This window comes from Cryobacterium sp. GrIS_2_6, assembly GCF_035984545.1.
Classification (GTDB): domain Bacteria; phylum Actinomycetota; class Actinomycetes; order Actinomycetales; family Microbacteriaceae; genus Cryobacterium.
In genome coordinates, this window is record NZ_JAXCHP010000001.1 from 1,282,638 (window position 1) to 1,304,007 (window position 21,370).

Annotated in this window: 18 protein-coding genes and 1 tRNA gene; 11 read left to right on the forward strand and 8 right to left on the reverse strand. The window is 67.0% G+C overall.

The window, feature by feature from the left end; genetic code table 11:
* Positions 1–56: 56 nt before the first annotated feature.
* Positions 57–1,868 (reverse strand): amino acid transporter, encoded by a 1,812-nt coding sequence (locus RCH22_RS06495; protein WP_327015468.1) that lies wholly within the window; start codon positions 1,866–1,868, stop codon positions 57–59.
* A gap of 352 nt (positions 1,869–2,220) precedes the next feature.
* Between RCH22_RS06495 and RCH22_RS06500 the strand changes: the two genes are divergently transcribed.
* Positions 2,221–2,583: a hypothetical protein gene (locus RCH22_RS06500; RefSeq protein WP_327013249.1), complete on the forward strand. Its 363-nt coding sequence runs from the start codon at positions 2,221–2,223 to the stop codon at positions 2,581–2,583.
* Positions 2,584–2,594: 11 nt separating this feature from the next.
* On the opposite strand, the gene RCH22_RS06505 is transcribed toward RCH22_RS06500, so the two are convergent.
* From RCH22_RS06505 to arfB, 3 genes are all read right to left on the reverse strand, one after another.
* Positions 2,595–3,995 carry an MFS transporter gene (locus RCH22_RS06505; RefSeq protein WP_327013250.1) on the reverse strand — a complete coding sequence of 467 codons (1,401 nt, stop codon included), beginning with the start codon at positions 3,993–3,995 and terminating at the stop codon, positions 2,595–2,597.
* A gap of 237 nt (positions 3,996–4,232) precedes the next feature.
* A complete protein-coding gene (locus tag RCH22_RS06510) occupies positions 4,233–4,706 on the reverse strand; it encodes a GNAT family N-acetyltransferase (RefSeq protein ID WP_327013251.1) in 474 nt (157 codons plus the stop codon).
* A 34-nt stretch (positions 4,707–4,740) separates the two neighbouring features.
* Positions 4,741–5,163 (reverse strand): alternative ribosome rescue aminoacyl-tRNA hydrolase ArfB, encoded by a 423-nt coding sequence (gene arfB / locus RCH22_RS06515; protein WP_327013252.1) that lies wholly within the window; start codon positions 5,161–5,163, stop codon positions 4,741–4,743.
* Between the two features lie 185 nt (positions 5,164–5,348).
* On the opposite strand from arfB, the gene RCH22_RS06520 reads away from it, so the two are divergent.
* From RCH22_RS06520 to RCH22_RS06535, 4 genes are all read left to right on the forward strand, one after another.
* Positions 5,349–7,820: a glycosyl transferase gene (locus tag RCH22_RS06520; RefSeq protein ID WP_327013253.1), complete on the forward strand. Its 2,472-nt coding sequence runs from the start codon at positions 5,349–5,351 to the stop codon at positions 7,818–7,820.
* Between the two features lie 148 nt (positions 7,821–7,968).
* Positions 7,969–9,348 (forward strand): FAD-binding oxidoreductase, encoded by a 1,380-nt coding sequence (locus RCH22_RS06525; protein ID WP_327013254.1) that lies wholly within the window; start codon positions 7,969–7,971, stop codon positions 9,346–9,348.
* Positions 9,345–10,682, forward strand: coding sequence for a class I SAM-dependent methyltransferase (locus RCH22_RS06530; RefSeq protein WP_327013255.1), 1,338 nt, complete (start codon positions 9,345–9,347; stop codon positions 10,680–10,682). The genes RCH22_RS06525 and RCH22_RS06530 overlap by 4 nt, the downstream gene beginning before the upstream one ends.
* 54 nt (positions 10,683–10,736) lie before the next feature.
* On the forward strand, positions 10,737–11,546 hold the full coding sequence (locus RCH22_RS06535; protein WP_327013256.1) for a DUF1206 domain-containing protein: 810 nt from the start codon (positions 10,737–10,739) through the stop codon (positions 11,544–11,546).
* Positions 11,547–11,571: 25 nt separating this feature from the next.
* On the opposite strand, the gene RCH22_RS06540 is transcribed toward RCH22_RS06535, so the two are convergent.
* From RCH22_RS06540 to RCH22_RS06550, 3 genes are all read right to left on the reverse strand, one after another.
* Positions 11,572–12,342, reverse strand: a complete 771-nt coding sequence (locus RCH22_RS06540) for a phosphatase PAP2 family protein (protein WP_327013257.1) — start codon at positions 12,340–12,342, stop codon at positions 11,572–11,574.
* Positions 12,343–12,365: 23 nt separating this feature from the next.
* On the reverse strand, positions 12,366–13,037 hold the full coding sequence (locus RCH22_RS06545) for a phosphatase PAP2 family protein (RefSeq protein ID WP_327013258.1): 672 nt from the start codon (positions 13,035–13,037) through the stop codon (positions 12,366–12,368).
* A 188-nt stretch (positions 13,038–13,225) separates the two neighbouring features.
* Positions 13,226–13,308, reverse strand: a tRNA-Leu gene (locus tag RCH22_RS06550).
* A gap of 150 nt (positions 13,309–13,458) precedes the next feature.
* Here RCH22_RS06550 and RCH22_RS06555 point away from each other — a divergent pair.
* From RCH22_RS06555 to mshC, 3 genes are read left to right on the forward strand one after another with little or no spacing between them, the layout of a single operon-like run.
* Positions 13,459–14,784, forward strand: a complete 1,326-nt coding sequence (locus tag RCH22_RS06555) for a M20/M25/M40 family metallo-hydrolase (protein WP_327013259.1) — start codon at positions 13,459–13,461, stop codon at positions 14,782–14,784.
* Between the two features lie 15 nt (positions 14,785–14,799).
* Positions 14,800–15,654 carry an undecaprenyl-diphosphate phosphatase gene (locus RCH22_RS06560; RefSeq protein WP_327013260.1) on the forward strand — a complete coding sequence of 285 codons (855 nt, stop codon included), beginning with the start codon at positions 14,800–14,802 and terminating at the stop codon, positions 15,652–15,654.
* A gap of 10 nt (positions 15,655–15,664) precedes the next feature.
* The gene (gene mshC, locus RCH22_RS06565; protein WP_327013261.1) at positions 15,665–17,011 is read left to right on the forward strand and encodes a cysteine--1-D-myo-inosityl 2-amino-2-deoxy-alpha-D-glucopyranoside ligase; all 1,347 of its coding nucleotides are present in this window, start codon (positions 15,665–15,667) and stop codon (positions 17,009–17,011) included.
* 12 nt (positions 17,012–17,023) lie between these two features.
* On the opposite strand, the gene RCH22_RS06570 is transcribed toward mshC, so the two are convergent.
* Complete coding sequence (locus RCH22_RS06570; protein WP_327013262.1) at positions 17,024–17,974, reverse strand: PAC2 family protein; 951 nt, start codon at positions 17,972–17,974, stop codon at positions 17,024–17,026.
* Between the two features lie 81 nt (positions 17,975–18,055).
* Between RCH22_RS06570 and RCH22_RS06575 the strand changes: the two genes are divergently transcribed.
* From RCH22_RS06575 to RCH22_RS06585, 3 genes are all read left to right on the forward strand, one after another.
* Positions 18,056–18,805: an HAD family phosphatase gene (locus RCH22_RS06575; protein WP_327013263.1), complete on the forward strand. Its 750-nt coding sequence runs from the start codon at positions 18,056–18,058 to the stop codon at positions 18,803–18,805.
* A complete protein-coding gene (locus tag RCH22_RS06580) occupies positions 18,802–19,962 on the forward strand; it encodes a tRNA (adenine-N1)-methyltransferase (RefSeq protein ID WP_327013264.1) in 1,161 nt (386 codons plus the stop codon). Before RCH22_RS06575 ends, RCH22_RS06580 begins: the two co-directional genes overlap by 4 nt.
* An 85-nt stretch (positions 19,963–20,047) precedes the next feature.
* Positions 20,048–21,016 (forward strand): FKBP-type peptidyl-prolyl cis-trans isomerase, encoded by a 969-nt coding sequence (locus RCH22_RS06585; RefSeq protein WP_327013265.1) that lies wholly within the window; start codon positions 20,048–20,050, stop codon positions 21,014–21,016.
* Positions 21,017–21,370 lie beyond the last annotated feature (354 nt).

The following is a 21,370-nucleotide window of genomic DNA, read 5'->3' on the forward strand; positions in this document are numbered from 1 at the left end:
GCAGACCATACCCGCGTCCTGCCCTCCCGGGACGGAGCGAGGCCCGCGCGATCAGGTCAGCTGACGTGCACCGCCGGACGGCGCTTGACGTCGCGCTCGGCGACGCGGAGCACCTCGCGGGTCACCGGGGCGACCTCGCCGTTTCCGAAGAACAGGAACCTGGCCATGTTGGAGATCGGGCTGCCCTCCGTCCACTCGAAGTAGATCGTGGGGACGATGCCGGTCACGTCGCGAATTTCCAGGAGTACGGAAGCCAGGGTGTTGGGGATGTTCCCGCTGTAGACCTCGAGGACCCGGTAGCCGTGCTTGACCACGCCGCGAACGAGGAGGTCCTCCTCGAACTCGGAGGAGTCGGTGCCGTGCACCTCGAGGAAGATGGTCTGAGAGTCGCGGGGAATGTGGGAGTACCGACGCTCGTCGCGGTCCTTGTGCCGGTACTCGTGTTCGCTGCCGTCGTCCGGTTCGTTTGCGATGACCCGGACTGCGCCGTCAGCGGCATCCGCCTTGACGAAAGCGAGGGCAGTCTGGTCGAGGGCAACGGATGTCGCCCGAAGCTGGAAGGACCGGCGCACCCGGGAAATCAGCGAGATGAGCAGGATCCCGGCGATGAACAGCCCGGCGATGCGTAGGCCGTCAGGGCGTTCGATGACGTTGAGGACGGTCGTGTACGCGAAGACGAGGGAAATGACTCCGAAGCCGATCGTCCGCTTGCGCTGGCCCTGCCTGCGGGCGGACAGGGTCACAGCGGCGGACGCCGAGGTGATGAGCACGAGAACGCCTGTCGCGTACGCGCCGCCCTGGGCGTCGACGCTGGCCTGGAAGACGATCGTGATGATGAACGCGATCGCGGTGAAGACGAGAACGAGCGGCCGCACGGCGCGAGCCCACTGCGGTGCCATGCCGTAGCGGGGCAGGTAACGGGGCACGAGGTTGAGCAGTCCGGCCATGGCGGATGCCCCGGCGAACCAGAGAATGCAGATCGTGCTGACGTCGTACACGGTTCCGAACACCGGGCCGAGGAACTCGTGTGCGAGGTACGCGAGCGCGCGCCCATTGGCCTGCCCGCCCGGCTGGAATTCGGCCTGGGGGATCAGGAACGTCGTCATGAAGCTCGTCAGGATCAGGAAGCCGCTCATGATCACGGCGGCCGTCGTCAGCAGACGGCCGGCCCCGCGGATGCGCCCTGCGGGACGCTCGGGGGTGTCCGTCGGGTCGCCGGTGATCTGCGGCATCACGGCGACGCCGGTTTCGAAGCCGGAGAGGCCGAGGGCGAGCTTCGGGAAGACGATGAGGGCGATCCCGACCATGATCAGCGGATCACCGTGCTGGGCGTTGAGCGCGCTCCACCAGTCGGTGATCATCACCGGCCGGCTCGCGATCTGCGCCAGGGAGACGAACACGACCACGAGGTTGAGCGCGAGGTAGACGCCGACGAGCACCACGGCGATGCCGATCGCTTCCTTGAAGCCCTTGAGGAACACGATCGCGAGGAGCGAGATCAGGGCGAGGGTGATGCCGATCTCGTTTCCGTGGAACCATTCGGGGGCGAAGGGATTCTCGATGGCGTGTGCCGTGGCATCCGCCGCGGAGAGGGTGATCGTGATCATGAAGTCGGTCGCCGCAAAGCCGAGCAGGGCCAGGACGAAGAGCTTGCCCGCCCACCAGGGCAGGAGGTGTTCGAGCATGTGGATGGACCCGGAGCCGTTGAAGCTCTCGCGGGCGACCCTGCGATAGACGGGGAGCGCGCCGAGCAGGGTCAGCAGGACGAGAACGATGGTCGCGAAGGGGGACAGCAGCCCGGCAGCGAGCGCGGCGATGGCCGGCTGGTAGCCGAGGGTGGAGAAGTAGTCGACGCCCGTGAGGCACATGACGCGCCACCAGCTGTGCGTCTTTTCCGCAGTGCGGGCGTGCGGGCCCTGGTGGGGGCGCTCACTGTCCTGCAGGAGCCAGTGCGAAAGACGGTCCCGCCGGGTGGTAACGGGTCGGGGAACCGCGGTGGAGCCGGCCTCCGTCGAGGAGTGAGGCATACGAGGGGCCCTTACTGGTCTGGAGGTCGCGTAGTGCAGGGATCAGCATACGCGCACGAAAGGCCTGCGGGCACGTTCCTAACCACCGAATTGACGGCGGATACCGCGGTGTTGTCAGGGATGCTGTCCGGAGTGATGTCAGGGGTGATGTCAGGAGACCAGACCCGGCCGGCGGCGATTATCCTTGAACACGATGATTACGAGACGAATGGCCGCCTTGCGACTGGATATTCCGCTCGAGATGGCGCAACGACACGACGTGCCCGCGCGCCTGACCGAAGCGGAACTGGCCTTGATTGAAAACAACCCGCCGGACTGGCTGGTGCAGTCGCGGGCCAACCGCACGGGCAAGAAACCTGTCTGGGTCGAGCTCCGCTGCGACGTCTGCGGTTTCTCGGAGGCGGCCCGCCCGAAGAAGTGGTGGCCGACCTTCACGTACCTCACGTGTGACGACCATGGTGCCGACGAACTGCCGGAGCCTTCTGCCGGTCTCAGCCGCACAGAGGTCGACGGTGTCGGCACCCGCTTCATCGGAATCGTCGACGAGACCCCCTGACCGGATCGGTCTCAGGCCCTGGTGCGCCGGGGCATCGACACCGCGGCGACCACGGTCAGAGCAGCGGTTATGGCGACCGCGACGAAGACGGCAACGGATGCCGCCTGGACGCTCGCGGCATCCCGCACGCCCGATGCCGACGAGCCGATGATCCCGTTCGCCACTGCGCCGAAGATCGCAACACCGACGGCGCTGCCGATGGACCGGGAGAACAGGTTTGCGCCGGTCACGACGCCGCGCTCGTCCCATTCGACGCTCGACTGCGCCGCGATGAGCGTGGGTGTCGCGACGAGGCCGAGGCCGAGGCCCACGACGAAGCAGCTCAGCGCGGTCACGCCCACCATCGGAGTGCCGGCCGTCCCCGCGAGGAGCAGGGCGCCGAACAGGACGATGGACACGCCGATCAGCGCCGTGTTCCGGAATCCGATCCTGAGGTAGAACCGGCCGGACAGTGCCGCAGAGATGGGCCAGCCGACCGTGAGGGCGGCAAGAGCGAGGCCGGCGACGAGAGGCGGCGTGCCGAGCACGCCTTCGAGGTAGGTCGGAACGAAGGAGGTCAGCCCGATCAGGATCGAGCCGACGCCGACCGAGATCAGCGCGGTACTGAGCAGCAGGCGCCTGCTGAACGCCCAGAGTGGCAGCACAGGTTCTGCGGCACGACGCTCCGCCAACCCGAACAGTACGAGGAGCACCGCCCCGGAGGCGAAGGCCACGATGCTCGGCACGGAATCCCAGGCCCAGGCCTGACCACCCTCGAGGACCGCGAGGATCAGAAGAGTGAGCGCCGTCGTCAGGAGGACGGCGCCGAGGTAGTCGACGCGGTGCCGGCGGACGGTGACGGTCTCGTGGAAGGTGCGTTGCAGCATCCAGGCGGCGATGAGGCACAGCGGGATGTTCACGAAGAAGATCCAGCGCCAGGACAGGAACTGCGAGAAGATCCCGCCGAGGCTCGGTCCCACCACCGAGGAGATCGCCCAGACGCTTGCGAGGTAGCCCTGAACCTTGGCCCGCTCGACGACGGTGTAGATGTCGCCGGCGATCGTGATCGCCATCGGCTGCACGGCTCCGGCGCCGAGGCCCTGGATGGCCCGGAACGCGATCAGCGCGGGCATGCTCCAGGCCAGGCCGCAGAGTACGGACCCGAGCAGAAACAGTCCGATGCCGATCATCACGATCGGTTTCCGGCCGAGCGTGTCCGAGAGCTTCGCGTAGACCGGCACGGAGACGGCCTGCGCGAGCAGGTAGATCGAGAACAGCCACGGGAACTGGGCGAATCCGCCGAGGTCGCCTACGATCGTCGGCACCGCCGTCGCGAGGATCGTCGCGTCGATCGCCACGAGCCCCGTCGTCAGCATCAGAGCGATCAGGATCGGGCCGCGCGCGGACCGGAAACCCACTTCAGTCGTGCTCATGCGGCCTCCGTCGTCAATTCGGTACGAGGGATGTAATCGGCGCCGGCGGTCCCGCATTCCCATTCCGGAATAAGAACTCCGACCTGAGACAAAAGAGAAGGCCCCCGGACGGATCCGGGGGCCTTCCTGCACTGTCTCAACCAGCGCTCGTCCGGTCGCTTTGGTTATCTGCGAACGGAAGTCTGTGCCGAGTCTAGTCGAGGACGGGGACAGGGCAGGCGAAGCGGATGCGCGGGCTCATGCCCGCCGCAACGCCTCGCCGTCGAGACGGTACGTCGTCCAGCCGTCGAGGGGCCGGGCGCCGAGGGACTCGTAGAAACCGATCGCGGGCGCATTCCAGTCGAGGACGTCCCATTCCAGACGCGCGTACCCGCGCTCGACGCAGAGTGCCGCGAGACGTGTGAGCAGTGCGGTGCCGTATCCGCCGCCACGATACGCCGGGCGCACGTACAGGTCCTCGAGATGGATGCCGTGCACGCCCTCCCAGGTCGAGAAGGTGAGGAACCACACGGCCATCCCGGCCAGGGTGCCGGCCTCCTCGCCGTCGATGACGAACGCGTGGACCGCGGGGTCGTCGCCGAAGAGGGCGGCGAGGAATCCTTTCTCCGTCGCCGCGACCGCGTCGGGTTCGCGTTCGTATTCGGCGAGTTCGACAACCAGTCGAAGGATTTCGGGAACATCGGCGGGCACGGCGGGACGGATCGGCTTCATCCGAACAGCGTACGGGACCTCGTTCTGGCTGGTGCTACTCGTCCGACGGCTTCCGGCGCTGCTGTTTGGTCGCGGAACGCTGTTCCTTGGCTGCGAGACGCCGACGGTTCGAACCCCTGGTCGGTTTGGTCGCCCGGCGGAGAGCGGCATCCGGGGCGAGGGCCGAGGACACGAGCTCGGCGAGTTTGGCCAGTGCGATCTGCCGGTTCCGGAGCTGGGAACGCTGTTCCGACCCGGCGACGGTGATCACCCCGCCGACAAGTCGCCGGTCGAGTCGCGCCAGGAGCCTGGCCCGCTGGTCGTCGGACAGGGACAGGGACGTCGCGACACGCCAGGACAGTTCGACGCGACTGTCCGAGGTGTTCACGTGCTGTCCGCCCGGTCCCGGTGACCGCGAGAACCGCCAGCCCAGTTCCGCTGCGGGAATCGTGAGCGTGGGCGACACCTCCAAATCCATGGTCCCAGCGTGTCACAGTGCGGCAGAGAACATGCGGTGTGGCACCCCGGGGGCTACCTTTGCTAGAGTAGCCGCGGGCGCCAATGAGAGCGCTCTCACAAGGTTTGGGTCTGGTCTGTCGATGGATGCCCGTAATTTCGGATCCCATCGCCATCCGGTCCTCCGCATATCGCAAAGGTGCACACATGAGGTTCGGTCATTTCGACGACGAGGCCAGGGAATACGTGATCGAGACCCCGCTCACGCCATACCCATGGATCAACTACCTGGGCAGCGAAGATTTCTTTTCCCTGATTTCTCACACGGCCGGCGGGTACACGTTCTACAAGGACGCGAAGATGCGTCGCCTGACCCGGTATCGCTACAACGACATTCCCACTGACTCCGGCGGACGCTATTTCTTCATCAACGACGGCGGCGACGTCTGGACGCCCAGCTGGCTGCCGATGAAGAAGGACCTCGACTTCTTCGAGACCCGCCACGGCATGGGGTACACCCGGATCACCGGCGAGCGCGGCGGCCTGCGCGTCTCCACCCTGTACTTTGTTCCGCTGGGCGAGACGGCCGAGGTGCAGAAGGTGACGATCACCAACACCTCGGACAACGTCAAGACCTTCTCTCTCTTCTCCTACCTCGAGTTCTGCCTCTGGAACGCCCAGGACGACCAGACCAACTACCAGCGCAATCTCTCCCTCGCCGAGGTCGAGGTCGAGGGAAGCACGATCTACCACAAGACGGAGTACCGCGAACGGCGTGACCACTACGCCGTGTACTCGGTGAACGCCGAGATCACGGGCTTCGACACCGATAGGGAGACCTTCGTCGGGCTCTATGAGACGCTCGCAGAGGCCAGGGTTCCGAACTCCGGGAAGGCGCAGAACTCGATGGCGTCCGGCTGGTACCCGATAGGTTCGCACCAGGTCGACTCGACACTGCAGCCCGGCGAGACCCGCGAGCTCGTGTTCGTGGTCGGCTATGTCGAGAACACCGTCGAGAACGGCCAAGGCAAGTGGGCCGACGACGCGAAGCAGATCGTCAACAAGACCCGTGCGCACGAGCTGCTCGCGCGCCTGTCCACGACCGAGGCAGCGGATGCCGCGTTCGAGGCCCTGGGGGAGTACTGGACCACCCTGCTCTCCGCGTACACCGTGACCTCACCGGACGACAAGCTCAACCGGATGGTCAACATCTGGAACCAGTACCAGTGCATGGTCACATTCAACATGTCCCGATCGGCGTCGTACTTCGAGACGGGCATCGGGCGCGGCATGGGCTTCCGCGACTCGACCCAGGACCTGCTCGGCTTCGTGCACCTGATCCCCGACCGGGCGCGCGAACGCATCCTCGACATCGCCGCCACCCAGCTTCCGGACGGCTCGGCCTACCACCAGTACCAGCCACTCACCAAGCGCGGCAACAACGAGCTCGGGAGCGGCTTCAACGACGACCCGGCCTGGCTGATCATCGGCGTGGATGCTTACCTCAAGGAGACCGGGGACTTCAGCATCCTCGACGAGGTCGTCCCGTTCGACAACAACGACGCGCTCGCGCAGACGCTGTACACCCACCTCACCCGCTCCTTCGAGTTCACCCTCAACAACCTCGGCCCGCACGGCCTGCCGCTGATCGGGCGCGCCGACTGGAACGACTGCCTGAACCTGAACTGCTTCTCGACGACGCCGGGCGAGTCCTTCCAGACCACCGAGAACCAGGCAGGCGGCGTCGCGGAGTCGACGTTCATCGCTGCCCAGTTCGTGCTCGCTGCCGGACAGTACGCGACCATCGCCGAGCGCGGCGGCGACACCCACCAGGCCGACCGCGCCCGCAAGGCCGCTGCGACCATGAGCCAGGTGCTGCTCTCCGACGGCTGGGACGGCGAGTGGTTCCTGCGCGCTTACGACTTCTACGGCAACAAGGTCGGCACCCACGAAGACACCGAGGGCCAGATCTGGATCGAGCCGCAGGGTTTCGCGGTCCTCGCCGGCGTCGGCGTGGAGCACAACGCGGACGGCACCCCGTCCGCCACGAGCCCCGCGTTCCGCGCCCTCGACTCCGTGGACCGCCTGCTCGGCTCCGCACACGGACTCGTGCTGCAGTACCCGGCGTACCAGAGCTACCGCATCGAACTCGGCGAGGTCTCAACGTACCCGCCGGGCTACAAGGAGAACGGCGGAATCTTCTGCCACAACAACCCGTGGGTCATCATCGGCGAGACGGTCCTCGGCCGCGGCGCCAAGGCCTTCGACCACTACCGCAAGATCACGCCCGCCTACCGTGAGGACATCTCCGAGGTGCACCGCCTCGAGCCGTACGTGTACGCGCAGATGATCGCGGGCAAGGAGGCCTCCCGCCACGGCGAGGCCAAGAACTCCTGGCTCACCGGAACCGCTGCGTGGAACTTCGTGACGGTGTCCCAGTACCTCCTGGGCGTGCGCACCGACTACGACGGCCTGGTCGTCGACCCGCAGATCGGGCCGGACGTCGCGGAATTCACCGTGACCCGGCAGGCCCGCGGTGCGACCTACGTCATTACGGTGGCCAACTCCGGCCGCGAAGGGTCGCGCGCGAGCCTCGAGGTCGACGGAGTGGCGATCCAAGGCCGCACCGTTCCATACGCCCCCGCCGGCGCCGTCGTGCAGGTGCGCGCCACCCTGTAGCGGCCGCCCACCCCGCATTCATCCGGCGTGCCTGAGACGGTCTCAGGCACGCCGGCCGCTGTCCGCGCCCTGCGGAGCGGTGGGGAGGAAAACGCACCTGCCGGTTTCTTTCCGTGCGGGCTCGGCGACCGAGGACTAGCTTGGGGGCGTGTCCACTCCCGCGATCGACGCACGCACCGCCCACGCCGCCGGCGTCGAGCGGCTCCTCGCGAGCTATCGGGCGGTCCCGCCGACGGCATCCGTCCGGCTCGCGAAGCGCACCTCGAACCTGTTCCGGTCACGCGCGAAGTCGGACGCCCCGGGCCTCGACACGTCGGGATTGACGGGCGTGATCGCGGTCGATACCGAAGCGCGGACGGCCGACGTGGCCGGTATGTGCACCTATGAGGATCTCCTCGCCGCGACCTTGTCGCACGGGTTGGCTCCGCTCGTGGTCCCACAGCTGAAGACGATCACCCTCGGCGGTGCGGTCACCGGCCTCGGTATCGAATCGACGTCCTTCCGCAACGGCCTTCCGCACGAGTCGGTGCTGGAGCTGGACATCCTCATCGGAACGGGCGACGTCATCACGGCGTCGCCGACTGAGCACGAGGACCTCTACCGCGCCTTCCCCAACTCCTACGGCACGCTCGGGTACGCCGTGCGCCTGCGCATTGAGCTGGAGCCGGTTGAGGCCTTCGTCGCGCTCCGGCACCTGCGGTTCCACTCGCTCCCCGACCTCGTCGCGGCGATGGGCCGCATCGTTGCGACGGGGAACCTGGACGGCGACCGCGTCGACTACCTCGACGGCGTGGTGTTCAGCGCCGACGAAGGCTACCTCTGCGTGGGCACCCAGACCGCCGCGCCCGGCCCGGTGAGCGACTACACCGGGCGGAAGATCTACTACCGCTCCATCCAGCACGACGACGGAACCACGGCAGACCGGCTCACGATCCACGACTACCTGTGGCGGTGGGACACGGACTGGTTCTGGTGCTCGGCGGCATTCGGCGCACAGCGTCCGCTCGTCCGCAGGCTCTGGCCCCGAACGCTTCGGCGCAGCAGCTTCTACGGAGAGCAGATGCGTTACGAACAGCGATTCCACATCGGCGATCGCCTCGAGCTGCTGAAGAACCGTCCACGCCGGGAACGTGTCGTGCAGGACGTCGAGATACCGATCGAGCGCTGTGCGGAGTTCCTGGACTGGTTCCTGTCCACTGTCCCGATCGAACCGATCTGGCTCTGCCCGCTGAGGCTGCGTGACGACGGCGGCTGGCCGCTGTACCCGATCCGGCCGCGGCACACGTATGTCAACGTCGGGTTCTGGTCGACGGTGCCGGTGGGGTCGACCGAGGGGGAGATGAACCGTCGGATCGAGGATGCGGTCAGCGCGCTCGACGGGCACAAGTCGCTGTACTCGGACTCGTACTACTCTCCGGAGAAGTTCGAAGGACTCTATGGGGGAGTCGCCTATCGGAGCGTCAAAGACCGCTACGACCCCGATTCGCGTCTCCTCGATCTCTACGCAAAGGCGGTGTTACGACGATGACCACGTTCCAGCAACGAACGCCGGAAGAGGCGGAACAGGCAGGGCGGCCTGAGCGAGAGGGGAAGCTCGCCCTGGCCGGGATCCTCGAGATCCTGGCCGGCGGTCGGCTCCCGCTTCGGTTCACCGCCTACGACGGGAGTTCGGCCGGCCCGCGAGACGCACCCCTCGGGCTGGAGCTGAGAACGCCGCGGGGCACGACCTACCTGGCGACCGGCCGCGGCGACCTGGGCCTGGCCCGCGCCTACATCGCCGGTGACCTCGAGATCCACGGGGTGCACCCCGGCGACCCGTACGAACTCCTCAGAGCGCTCACCGGCGACCTGGTCTTCACGCTCCCGTCGCCCCGGGTTATGGCCACCATCATCCGTTCGATCGGGGTCGGGCACCTGCGCCCGATCAAACCGCCGGAACAGGAGGCACCGCCGCGCTGGCGCCGGATCGCCGGGGGGCTCCGGCACAGCAAGAGCAGGGACGCCGAGGCGATCCACCACCACTACGACGTGTCGAACGCCTTCTATGAGTGGGTGCTCGGGCCGTCGATGACCTACACGTGCGCGTGCTACCCGCGCCGGGACGCGTCCCTCGACGAGGCCCAGGAGAACAAGTACCGGCTGGTGTTCGAGAAGCTGCGGCTGAAGCCGGGCGACCGCCTGCTCGACGTCGGCTGCGGCTGGGGCGGCATGGTGCGCTACGCCGCCCGCCGCGGCGTGAGGGCCACCGGAGTGACCCTGTCGGAACAGCAGGCCGCGTGGGCGCAGCGTGCGATCGCCGAGGAGGGCCTGGTCGGTCTGGCCGAGGTGCGTTTCAGCGACTATCGGGACATCGCCGAGACCGGGTTCGACGCCGTGTCATCGATCGGGCTGCTCGAGCACATCGGCGTGCGCAATTATCCCGCGTACTTCGAATTCCTGCAGTCCCGCCTGCGCCACGGCGGGCTCCTGCTCAACCACTGCATCACCCGCCCGGACAACCGCTCCGAGGCGTCCACTCGCGGGTTCATCGACCGGTATGTCTTCCCCGACGGCGAGCTCACCGGCTCTGGCCGCATCATCAGCGCCGCACAGGACACCGGCCTGGAGGTGCTTCACGAGGAGAACCTGCGTCAGCATTACGCCCTGACCCTGCGCGACTGGTGCACCAACCTCGTCGAGCACTGGGATGAGGCCGTCGCCGAGGTCGGACTGCAGACCGCGAAGATCTGGGGCCTGTACATGGCCGGCTCACGGCTCGCCTTCGAGACCGGGGGAATTCAGCTGCACCAGGTCCTTGCGGTGAAGCCGTCGGGCGCTGATGGCCTCGCTGACCTGCCCCTGCGGCCGTGGTGGACGTCCTGATTCGTTGGGAAAGAATGATAGTCCGGACAACCGATGTCGTCCTATGCTGAGGCCGTGATCAGTAACTCAGCGGCCAGCGTTGCCAGCACAGCAAAGAACAGCCGCGCTTTGCAGATACTTGCCCGCCTGGGCTTCGCCGTCAATGGCTTGTTGCACATCCTCATCGCCGCGATAGCCTTCGCCATCGCGGTTGGTGCCGGAAGTGGTAGTGCAGATCAGTCCGGTGCTCTCGGGCAGCTCGCGACGAGCCCGGGCGGAGTATTCGTTCTGTGGGTTGTGGTCGCGGGCCTGGCTGCCCTCGGGCTCTGGCTGCTTCTGGGAGCATTCCTGATGCGCGGCGCAGACCCCAAACGTAAGTGGTCCCGGCGCGTCGCTGAAGTCGCCAAGGCGGTTGTCTACTTCCTCCTTGCGGGGACCGCGTTCACCTTTGCGCAGGGGGGAGCGACGAGTTCCGCTGGCAGTACCCGTGATGCCAGCGCATCGCTTCTTGCGGCGCCAGGAGGCGTGATCGTCCTCCTCGCCGGTGGTCTCCTCGTGATGGCCATCGGGGTGTACTTCGTGCGCAAGGGTGCGTTGCAGAAGTTCACGGCAGATATTTCGGTGCCGAGCGGGTCGGCTGGAAAGGTTGTCCTCGCCTTGGGAATCATCGGCTACGTCGCCAAGGGAATTGTGTTGGGTGTCGTGGCGGTCCTCATCCTGGTTGCGGCCATCACCCTGGACCCGAGCCAGTCGACCGGCCTGGATGGGGCGCTGAGGTCCCTCGTCGCTCTCCCGTACGGCCGGTTTATCTTGTCTGCTCTGGGCGCCGGTCTGATTGCCTATGGCCTGTACTGCTTCGTCAGGGCCTGGCGCGCCCGGCTCTGACATCTCAGGTTCACGCGGGTTCAGGTCAGTCCGAAGAGGGCGGGATCGTGATCTGGGGCTCCTCGGAAGCCCGAAGGCTTCGCCACGTGTCAAAGGCGATCACGGCGCCCACAATCACCAGGGACAGCGAGACGGACGCCAGGGCATCCGTTGCCCAGTGGTAGCCCAAATAGACGCGACTGACGGCCGCGGCGACAATGCACAGGAGCGCGAAGCCGAAGCCTGCCCATGCGCCGCGGATGCTTCCACGACGGGAGAACACGAGATATGCGGTCAACAGGACGAAGTCTGATGCGCCCAGGACGTGTCCGGACGGAAAGGAGAAGGATGGATCGGGGCCGAACAGCATGAGATCGGTCGGCGGCCGATGGCGGTCCACCGCATGGCCAATTAGCTGCGCCAGCACGACTCCGACCAACATGCCCGATGCCAGGATCAGTGGACGTCGGCCGTGCTTGCCTAGGATGCCCCAGACCACGCACACGACGAGAAGAAGGATGGGAAGCGCGACAGGCCCGAAAACGATCGCCAGTCCGATCATGATCGCGGTCAGGGTTGGCGAGCGCATACCGAAGAGCCAGTCCTGCACAGGCGTGTCCACCTCGGTGAGTCCGTCGTGCTGCAGGACGGAGGCGAGGATTGCCGTGAAACAGACGACGCCGAAGCCGACCAGAACAATCGACGTCACATAGAATCGCCGGCGAGAGGCGGGCTCCAGCACGCGTTCCTCTGCGATGAATCTCGTGCGCATGCCGTGCCGGGAAGGCCGCTGGTCGTTGGTGCGGGGAGGTTTCACGGGGCCATTCCTTTCACTGATCGTTACCTGCGTTCCCTGGCGAGCGCGCGTTCACCGTCGAGCCTGGCGGCGAGCGGCGCCCACGTGACAATCGCGACGCCGATTCCGAGCAGCAGGGCGCCCAGGGTATCGGTGAGCCAGTGTGCACCGAGATAGGTGCGACTGATCATCATGAGGGCCGTGTAGACGGTCCCGGCGACCACAACCCAGATGCGTGGCAGGAGAATCGCCATGACTGCGGCCATCGTCGCGGCGTTGGCAACGTGGCCAGATGGGAAAGATCCGAAATCGAGATTCGTCAGGAGATTCTCGGGGCGTGCGCGTCCGAAGAATTGTTTGAGGAGTTGGACGGCGCCTCCGGTGACGACTGTCGCGACCAGGTAGTAAGCCGCTGCCCAGGGACGTCGTGCCACAAGCAGCGCGACGGCGACGAGCGCCGGCACGACGAGGGACGCCACAACGCCGCCTCCGAGGAAGTCCATCGTAAGTGCAAGGAATTGCCAGATGGGTTCCCGATTTTCAATCAGTTCCCGCATCCATTCCGCATCGATGGACAACGGCAGCCCATGGTCGCGCGTTGCGATCAGAGCGCCCAGCGCACAGGCAAGGGCGACGGCTGCGAGGCCGCTGATGAGCGGCCAGCGGCGGGAGACGCGTCGTGCGTTCGGTGTAGCCGCACGCTCAGGACGCAACATGCGCCTCCGTCTCCGAGCGATCTACGGGACTGTCGGTCCGGTGATCGACTGTGACGGCGAGTTTACCTCGCGGGTGGGCTGTCCGCGTCGGAGCAGCAATCAGGCAAAAAAATAGGCCGGACATCCGTTGGATGTCTCGACCTATTCATTTCACAGCGAAGAACCTGTGTTGCCGTATCTTCATTCTGTGCCCGAGGGGGGACTTGAACCCCCACGCCCATAAGGGCACTAGCACCTCAAGCTAGCGCGTCTGCCATTCCGCCACCCGGGCTGGTGCTGGCCAGCCGTTGACCGGCTGACGAGTCAATAATCTAGCACGGATTTCGAGGCCCTCCGGCACACCCCGGCCACACGCCCGACACCTGGCGGTCATTGACCGCGCACGACCCCGGTCGATGACGACAACCGATAGCGTGAAGTCATGGCTTCCAGGGCAGACGACACCGATCCGGCAACACCCCTCGATCTGACCGCGGAACTCGCCCGCGACCTCATCCGGTTCGACACGACGAACTACGGTGAGGGCCATTCCAACGGCGAAACGGATGCCGCGGAGTACGTCGCCGAGCACCTCAGGGGCCTCGGCCTCACGCCGGAGCTCTTCGACTCCGAGCCGGGGCGCACGAGTGTCGTCGTGCGCGTGCCCGGCCGGAACCGCGACGCGGGCGCCCTGGTCGTCCACGGCCACCTCGACGTCGTCCCCGCCGACCCGGAGACCTGGTCGGTCGACCCCTTCGCCGGTGTCATCAAGGACGGCCTGCTCTGGGGTCGCGGGGCCGTCGACATGAAGAACATGGATGCGATGATCCTCGCGGCACTGGGCGACATCCTCGGCGCGGGCGAGGCACCGGCCCGTGACCTCATCGTGGCATTCTTCGCCGACGAGGAGGCCGGGGGAGTGCTCGGCTCGCACTACCTCGTCGACACTCGCCCGGAGCTCTTCGCGGGCGCCACCGAGGCGATCAGCGAGGTCGGCGGGTACTCGATCACCCTCGGCGGCCAGCGCGCCTACCTGCTGCAGACCGGGGAGAAGGCCCTGATCTGGATCAAGCTCGTCGCCCGCGGCGACGCCGCCCACGGTTCGAGGCTGATCCGGAACAACGCCGTCACCAAGCTCGCAACGGCCGTCGCTGCGATCGGCCGCCGGGAATGGCCGATCCGGCTGACCGACACCACGACCCAGCTGCTCGCCGAGATCGCCCGGATCCTCGTCGTGGACCCACAACGGGTCGGGCCCGACGAACTCGCCCTCGCGACGGGAACAGCGTCCGGCTTCATCCAGGCCAGCCTGCGCACCACGACCAACCCGACGCTGCTCAAGGCCGGATACAAGCACAACGTGATCCCCGACCTCGCCGAAGCGCTCATCGACATCCGCACCCTGCCCGGCGAAGAGGACGCGGTGCTCGCCGAGGTCGCGAGCCTCGTCGGCCCGGACATCGAGATCGTCGTGATGCACAGGGACATCGGCCTCGAGACCGATTTCGGGGGCCCGCTCGTCGACGCCGTCGTCGGAAGCCTGCACCGGCACGACCCGGGCGCCCCCGTGCTGCCCTACCTTCTGTCCGCTGGAACCGACAACAAAGCCCTGTCCAAGCTTGGAATCCGCGGGTACGGGTTCGCCCCGCTCCGTCTTCCCGCCGAGCTGGATTTCCCGGGAATGTTCCACGGGGTCGATGAGCGGGTTCCGCTCGACGCGCTAGTCTTTGGCAGGCGGGTCCTTACCGACCTGTTGTCGACCTACTAGCAAAGCGAGCCACCGGTGAACTTCCTCAACGCCATCATCCTGGGACTCGTGCAGGGTCTGACCGAGTTCCTCCCGGTCTCCTCGAGTGCTCACATCCGCATCGTCGGCGAACTCCTCGGCATGGGCGGGGACCCGGGCGCCCGGTTCACCGCGATCATCCAGATCGGCACAGAGGCGGCCGTCGTGCTGTTCTTCTGGCGGGACATCTCGCGCATCGTGACGCACTGGGTCAAGGCACTTTTCGGCAAGATCCCTCGCAGCGATCCCGACGCGCGGATGGGTTGGCTCATCATCTTCGGATCGCTCCCGATCATCGTCCTCGGCCTGGTCTTCCAGAACCAGATCGAGTCCACCCTCCGCAACCTCTGGATCACCGCAACCGTTCTCATCGTCTTCGGCGTGCTGCTCGGTGTCGCCGATGCGGTCGGGGCCCACCGGCGCCGCCTGAAGGACATCACGGTCACGCACGGCGTCATCTACGGCTTCGCCCAGGCGCTCGCGCTCATCCCTGGCGTCTCCCGTTCCGGCGGAACAATCACGGCCGGCCTGTTCATGGGCTACGAGCGCCGCGCCGCCGCCCGCTACGCGTTCCTGCTTGCCATCCCGGCTGTGCTCGGCAGCGGCTTCTACGAAATGTACAAGGCCGTCGCGCACCCCTGCCTCGAAGGCGCCACCAACTGCACCCCGGAGATCTTCGGCCCGGCCGAGACCGCGGTCGCGACCGTCGTCGCCTTCATCGTCGCCTTGTTCGTCATTGGATTCTTCATGAACTACATCTCCAAGCGCAGCTTCCTGCCCTTCGTCATCTACCGCATCGTGCTCGGCTTCGCACTGATGGCCTTGCTCGCGACCAACACCATCGCGGCCTAGGGGTCCGGGAATGCGCGCCTGGCGACACCCCGATATCCCCGTCCTCCCCGGAAACTCCGAAGCACCGCGCCTGTACGACACGGCGACGGAAGCACTCGTGCTCGCGGAACCGGTCGACGTCGCCCGGCTCTACGTCTGCGGGATCACGCCGTATGACGCGACGCATATCGGCCACGCGAACACCTATCTCGCCTTCGACACCCTGCAGCGGGTCTGGCTCGACGCCGGCTACCGCGTGCACTACGCGCAGAACGTGACGGATGTCGACGACCCGCTCCTGGAACGGGCGACGGCTACCGGCGTCGACTGGCGCGACCTCGCGTCGTCCCAGGTCGACCTGTTCCGCACGGACATGGAAGCCCTCGACATCATCCCTCCGGACAACTACGTCGCCGTGACCGAGGTCATCGAAGCGGTCGCCGACGCGGTCGCCCAGCTCTGGGACGACGGCGTCGCCTACGCCGTTGCCGTCGACGCCGCCGAGCTCTCGGACACCGCAGGTCCGGCGGAGGCCGCGGGCTCCGACATCTACTTCGACATCGCCGCTGCAGAGCGGGTGGCGCCCTGGCGGCTCGGCGACGAGAGCAACCTCGACCGCGAGCAGATGCTGATCCTGTTCGCCCAGCGTGGCGGCGACCCCGACCGTGCGGGAAAGCGCGACGCCCTCGACCCGCTGCTCTGGCGTGCCGCCCGGGTGGGCGAACCGGCCTGGGACTCGCGCGTCGGCGCCGGCCGTCCCGGCTGGCACATCGAATGTTCCGTGATCGCCCTCACCGAACTCGGCACGGACTTCACCGTTCAGGGCGGCGGCTCAGACCTGATCTTCCCGCACCACGAGATGAGCGCCGGCCATGCGGCCACCCTCTCGGGGCATCCGCTCGCCGGCGTGTACAGCCACACCGGCATGATCGCTTACCAGGGCGAGAAGATGAGCAAGTCGCTCGGCAACCTCGTGCTCGTGTCTGCCCTGCGCGCCGGGGGCACCGACCCCCGGGCCATCCGCCTGGCCCTGCTCGCGCAGCACTATCGCAGCGACTGGGAATGGACCGCCGACTCGCTCTCCGCAGCCGAAGCGCGCCTTGAGGCGTGGGCGAGGGCCTTCGGTCGTGCCACCTCCGACACGAGCGTCCCCAACGCCGTTGCCGATGGCACGGGTGATGAGGGCCTGGTCGACGACGTCGACACGGATGCCGTCGCGAGCGCAGACGAGGTCATCGTCGCGCTGCGGGCAGCGCTCGTCAACGACCTCGACACCCCGGCCGCGCTGCGGGTCCTGGACGCCGCCGCAGAAGCGGGCACGGCCGCGCCGGAACTGGTGGCCATGGCCATCGACGCCCTGCTCGGCATCACGCTCTAGCCCGGCGGAGGGCTACGGCTGACGGGGCACGTCAGGACCCGGACGACCGTCCGCGCGCCCGGCCTGGCCGTCGCGGCCGTCGCCGCGCTTACGGAGGTACTTCTCGAACTCCTGGGCGATCGCCTCGCCGCTCGCCTCCGGCGAGTCGACCGTGTCCCTGGCCTGCTCGAGCTGGTTGATGTAGGCCGCCATTTCCTCGTCGTCCGCCGCGAGGGTGTCGATGCCGGTCTGCCATTCCTCGGCCTCGGTGACCAGGTCACCGCGCGGGATCACCACGTCGATGATCTCCTCGAGCTTGTCGATCAGGGCGAGCATCGCCTTCGGCGACGGCGCGTTGTGCACGTAGTGGGGGACAGACGCCCAGATCGAGAGGGTCGGGATGCCGACGAGCTCTGCCGCGTGCGAGAGCACGCTCAGGATCCCGACGGGACCCTCGTAGCTGCTGCGCTCGATCTGCAGCTCGCTGCGCACCTCGGGGTTCTCGCTCGAGACGAAGATCGAGATGGGGCGGGTGTGCGGAACGTCCGCGAGCATGGCGCCGAGGAAGACGATTCCGCCGATGTCCGCAGCGAGGGCCGCGTCGAGTACCTCTGCGGTGAATCCCTTCCAGCTGCGGCTCGGCTCTGTGCCGAGCAGGAGGTAGATGTTGCCCGCATTGCTGCCGCTCACGCGCAGCTGCGCGTCGTCGGCGAGGGGCTCCCCGACGACGCCGGGCTCTGCGGGACCGAACAGGGTCGCGCCGGGCCATTCGAGCTGGCGGTGACCCTCGTCATCCGTGGATATCGTCGGCCGGTTGAACTGGTAGTCGAAGTAGACCTCGGGGTCCACCTCGAAAAGGGAAGACACGTCGAGGAGGTCCCTCAGGATGCCCACGGCACCGGTCGCGGCCTCACCCGCGTCGTTCCAGCCTGCAAACGCCACCACGAGGAGGCGTCCGCCCAGGAATCCATTGCCATCTGTCACTGCGTGAAACCTCGATCTGCCGGGGCGCCCGGAAAAGCACCGTCAGTCAAGGATAAGCGGTGCCCCTTACACTTGGACCCTGTGAACCCGTTCCTTCCCAATTCGCCCCTGCCCGCAGCCGTGCTCTGGGATATGGACGGCACGATCGTCGACTCGGAACCGTACTGGATGCGTGCCGAAACCGAGCTCGTCGAGAGCTTCGGCGGTGTCTGGACGCACAGCGATTGCATACTCCTGGTCGGAAGCGGCCTGCTGAACTCCGCGGCAATTCTGCAGGATCGCGGTGTCCGCCTCGACGCCGAGGCGATCGTCGACCGTCTGACCACGCGGGTCCAGGGTCTCCTCGGCGAATTCGGTGCACCCTGGCGCCCCGGCGCCCTCGAACTGATGACGGAGGTCAAGGCCGCGGGCATCCCGATGGCCCTCGTGACCATGTCGGAACACCGGATGGCGAAGCAGGTGTCCGACCAGGTCGGATTCGCCGCATTCGATGCAATCGTCGCCGGTGACATGGTCCTCCAGAGCAAACCGCACCCTGAGGCGTATCTCTCGGCCGCCCGGTTGCTGGGCGTCACGCCCGCCGACTGTGTCATCGTCGAGGACTCCCTGCCCGGCGTTGCAGCGGCCGTCGCCTCCGGCGCTGTTGTCATCGCGGTTCCGCACATGGTCGAGATCGAGGCGAGCGCCCGGTACGAACTGTGGCCGACCCTGCACGGCCGCACGCTGGCCGGCGTTCACACTGTCTTTGCCGAGCGGCGCGCTGCCGTCGCCGGGGTACCCGCGCGGCCCGGTTCCGGCCCGCATCCGACCGAGGACGACACCCACGCATGAGCGACACCGACAACATGAGCGACACCGGCACCAGGAGCGCCGCCGGCAACGGCATCACCCCGAACGGCGCATACACCCAGGTCATCCAGAGCAGCGGGCCCTTCCGGGTCGGCGACCGCGTTCAGCTGACCGGCCCCAAGAACAAGCTCAACACCATCACGCTCGAGCCGGGCAAGGTCTTCCACACCCACAGGGGAATCCTCGCGCACGACGACATCATCGGCCTGCCCGATGCATCCGTCGTCGTGAACAATGTCGGGGTCGAGCACCTCGCCCTGCGCCCGCTGCTCAACGACTTCGTGATGTCGATGCCGCGGGGAGCTGCGATCATCTACCCCAAGGACGCCGCCCAGATCCTCGCCCAGGCCGACATCTTCCCCGGCGCGACGGTCGTCGAGGCCGGAGTGGGCTCGGGCGCGCTGTCGCTGTGGCTCCTCCGCGCGATCGGGCCGGCCGGGCACCTCGCCTCGTTCGAACGCCGGGCCGAGTTCGCCGACGTCGCGAGGGACAACGTCGCGACCTTCCTCGGCGCCGACCCTACGAACTGGACGATCACCCTCGGGGACCTTGCGGACGCACTGCCGTCCGCGGTCCCCGACCAGACCGCCGACAGGGTCGTGCTCGACATGCTCGCCCCCTGGGAATGCCTCGAGGCTGTTTCCGCCGCGCTCAAGCCTGGCGGGGTCCTGCTCTGCTACGTCGCGACCGTGACCCAGCTCTCCCGCGTCGCCGAGGCCATCCGCGGAACCGGGTTCTACACGAACCCGGATTCGAACGAGACAATGGTGCGCGGCTGGCACGTCGAGGGCCTCGCGGTACGCCCGGACCACCGGATGATCGGCCACACCGGATTCCTGATCACGGCACGGCGCCTCGCACCCGACACGATCCTGCCCGAGCTCAAGCGCCGGCCGTCCAAGACCGACTTCTCCGACGCTGATGTCGAGGCCTGGACCCCTGGCGCACTCGGCGAACGCAGCGTGAGCGGAAAGGTCATGCGTAAGCGGGTGCGGATCGCGGAAGCCGGCGCGGCCACCTCCAAGGCCAGAGGCCTCGACGGGCGGGGGCCGGCCGTCGTCGCCGCGCCACTCGACGTGCCCGGAACCACCGAGGCCACGACCGACACCACGACCGACACCGCAGCCGACGCCGGTTAGGATAGGCTCCGGCCGTGTTCGGCCTCCCGACTGTGGGCGCCAGAGGGCGCCGCACGCTGAACGTCCCACACTGAAATGAGATCCTGTGCGTAGAGCTTCTGCCCTCATTGCGACTGCCGGCCTGCTGCTTGCCGCCCTCACCGGGTGCAGCAGCAGTGCGGATGCCGCGTCGAGCTGCGTCGCACCCATCAGCGATGGCGCCGCCTCGAAGCTCGTTTCCGTCAACGACAACCTCGGCGCAGTTCCGAAGGTCGACTTCCCGACCCCGCTCATGACGGGGACGACCCAGGGCAGGGTCATCGTCCCCGGCTCCGGTGACAGGCTCGTCACCGGCCAGCAGGCGAAGATCGAACTGAACGTCTACAACGGGACGACGGGCTCGCCGATCCAGGTCAGCAAGTACGACAGCTCGAGCACGAACGTGCTCACCCTCAACGACCAGACCATCAAGGGCATCACGGACGGTCTCGCCTGCGCGCAGGCCGGCTCGCGCATCGCCGTCGTCGTCTCACCGGATGACGCATTCGGACCTCAGGGCGGCAACTCCACCCTCGGGATCGCCGCAACGGACTCCCTGGTCTTCGTGATCGACGTCGTGAAGACCTACCTTCTCCGGGCGAATGGTGCCGACCAGGCTCCGGTCAACGGTCTTCCCGCCGTCGTGCTCGACGCCAACGGCACTCCGGGGATCACGATTCCGGGCGGCACGCCGCCGGCCGACCTCCAGGTCGCGGTCCTGAAGAAGGGCACCGGCGACACCGTGAAGGAGGGCGACACGGTCACTGTGCACTACACCGGCGTCCTCTGGGCGGACAAGAAGGTCTTCGACTCCAGCTGGACCAAGGGCGCGCCGGCACAGCTCCTCGCCGTCGACGGCTCCAAGACCTCCGGCGGCGTCGTCCCCGGCTTCGCGACCGCGATCATCGGACAGACCGTGGGTTCGCAGATCCTCACCGTTGTCCCGCCCGCGAAGGGCTACGGAGACGCAGCGCAGGGAACGATCCCGGCCGGCTCCACCCTCGTCTTCGTCATCGACATCCTCGGCATCGGCTAGCCCCACCGCTCCACGCCCTCACGCGTCACCCTACGTTCGCGAGTGCAGGGGATGCTCAAGAGCGCACCTTCGGGCGACTGAGCCGCGCCTTCGCCGGATCGGCAGGGTCGGCACGGATGCCCCAACGAATCTCTGGCCGGGATGATGCGGGCGCATCGAGCAGCATGGCGGTGGCTAACCCAGGAGATCCTTGTGGCTGGGTGGGATCGGCCGCACTGGTCCCTGGGCCGGCAACGGTCGCCCAGGCGGATCTCCTGAGTTAGCCATCACGGGCTCGGCGCACTCGTTTTCAGGTATGAAACTTGGGCTGGACAGCCTAAAATTATGTGAGTAAGTCTCGTATTTCTGTCCGAT

What these genes read in the sequence shown, in the direction of transcription:
- RCH22_RS06495 (WP_327015468.1), bottom strand. Translation starts at nt 1,868, where the DNA reads ATGTGCCTCACGGGCGTCGACTACTTCTCCACCCTCGGCTACCAGCCG.
- RCH22_RS06500 (WP_327013249.1), top strand. Translation starts at nt 2,221, where the DNA reads ATGATTACGAGACGAATGGCCGCCTTGCGACTGGATATTCCGCTCGAG.
- RCH22_RS06505 (WP_327013250.1), bottom strand. Translation starts at nt 3,995, where the DNA reads ATGAGCACGACTGAAGTGGGTTTCCGGTCCGCGCGCGGCCCGATCCTG.
- RCH22_RS06510 (WP_327013251.1), bottom strand. Translation starts at nt 4,706, where the DNA reads ATGAAGCCGATCCGTCCCGCCGTGCCCGCCGATGTTCCCGAAATCCTT.
- arfB (WP_327013252.1), bottom strand. Translation starts at nt 5,163, where the DNA reads ATGGATTTGGAGGTGTCGCCCACGCTCACGATTCCCGCAGCGGAACTG.
- RCH22_RS06520 (WP_327013253.1), top strand. Translation starts at nt 5,349, where the DNA reads ATGAGGTTCGGTCATTTCGACGACGAGGCCAGGGAATACGTGATCGAG.
- RCH22_RS06530 (WP_327013255.1), top strand. Translation starts at nt 9,345, where the DNA reads ATGACCACGTTCCAGCAACGAACGCCGGAAGAGGCGGAACAGGCAGGG.
- RCH22_RS06545 (WP_327013258.1), bottom strand. Translation starts at nt 13,037, where the DNA reads ATGTTGCGTCCTGAGCGTGCGGCTACACCGAACGCACGACGCGTCTCC.
- RCH22_RS06555 (WP_327013259.1), top strand. Translation starts at nt 13,459, where the DNA reads ATGGCTTCCAGGGCAGACGACACCGATCCGGCAACACCCCTCGATCTG.
- mshC (WP_327013261.1), top strand. Translation starts at nt 15,665, where the DNA reads ATGCGCGCCTGGCGACACCCCGATATCCCCGTCCTCCCCGGAAACTCC.
- RCH22_RS06580 (WP_327013264.1), top strand. Translation starts at nt 18,802, where the DNA reads ATGAGCGACACCGACAACATGAGCGACACCGGCACCAGGAGCGCCGCC.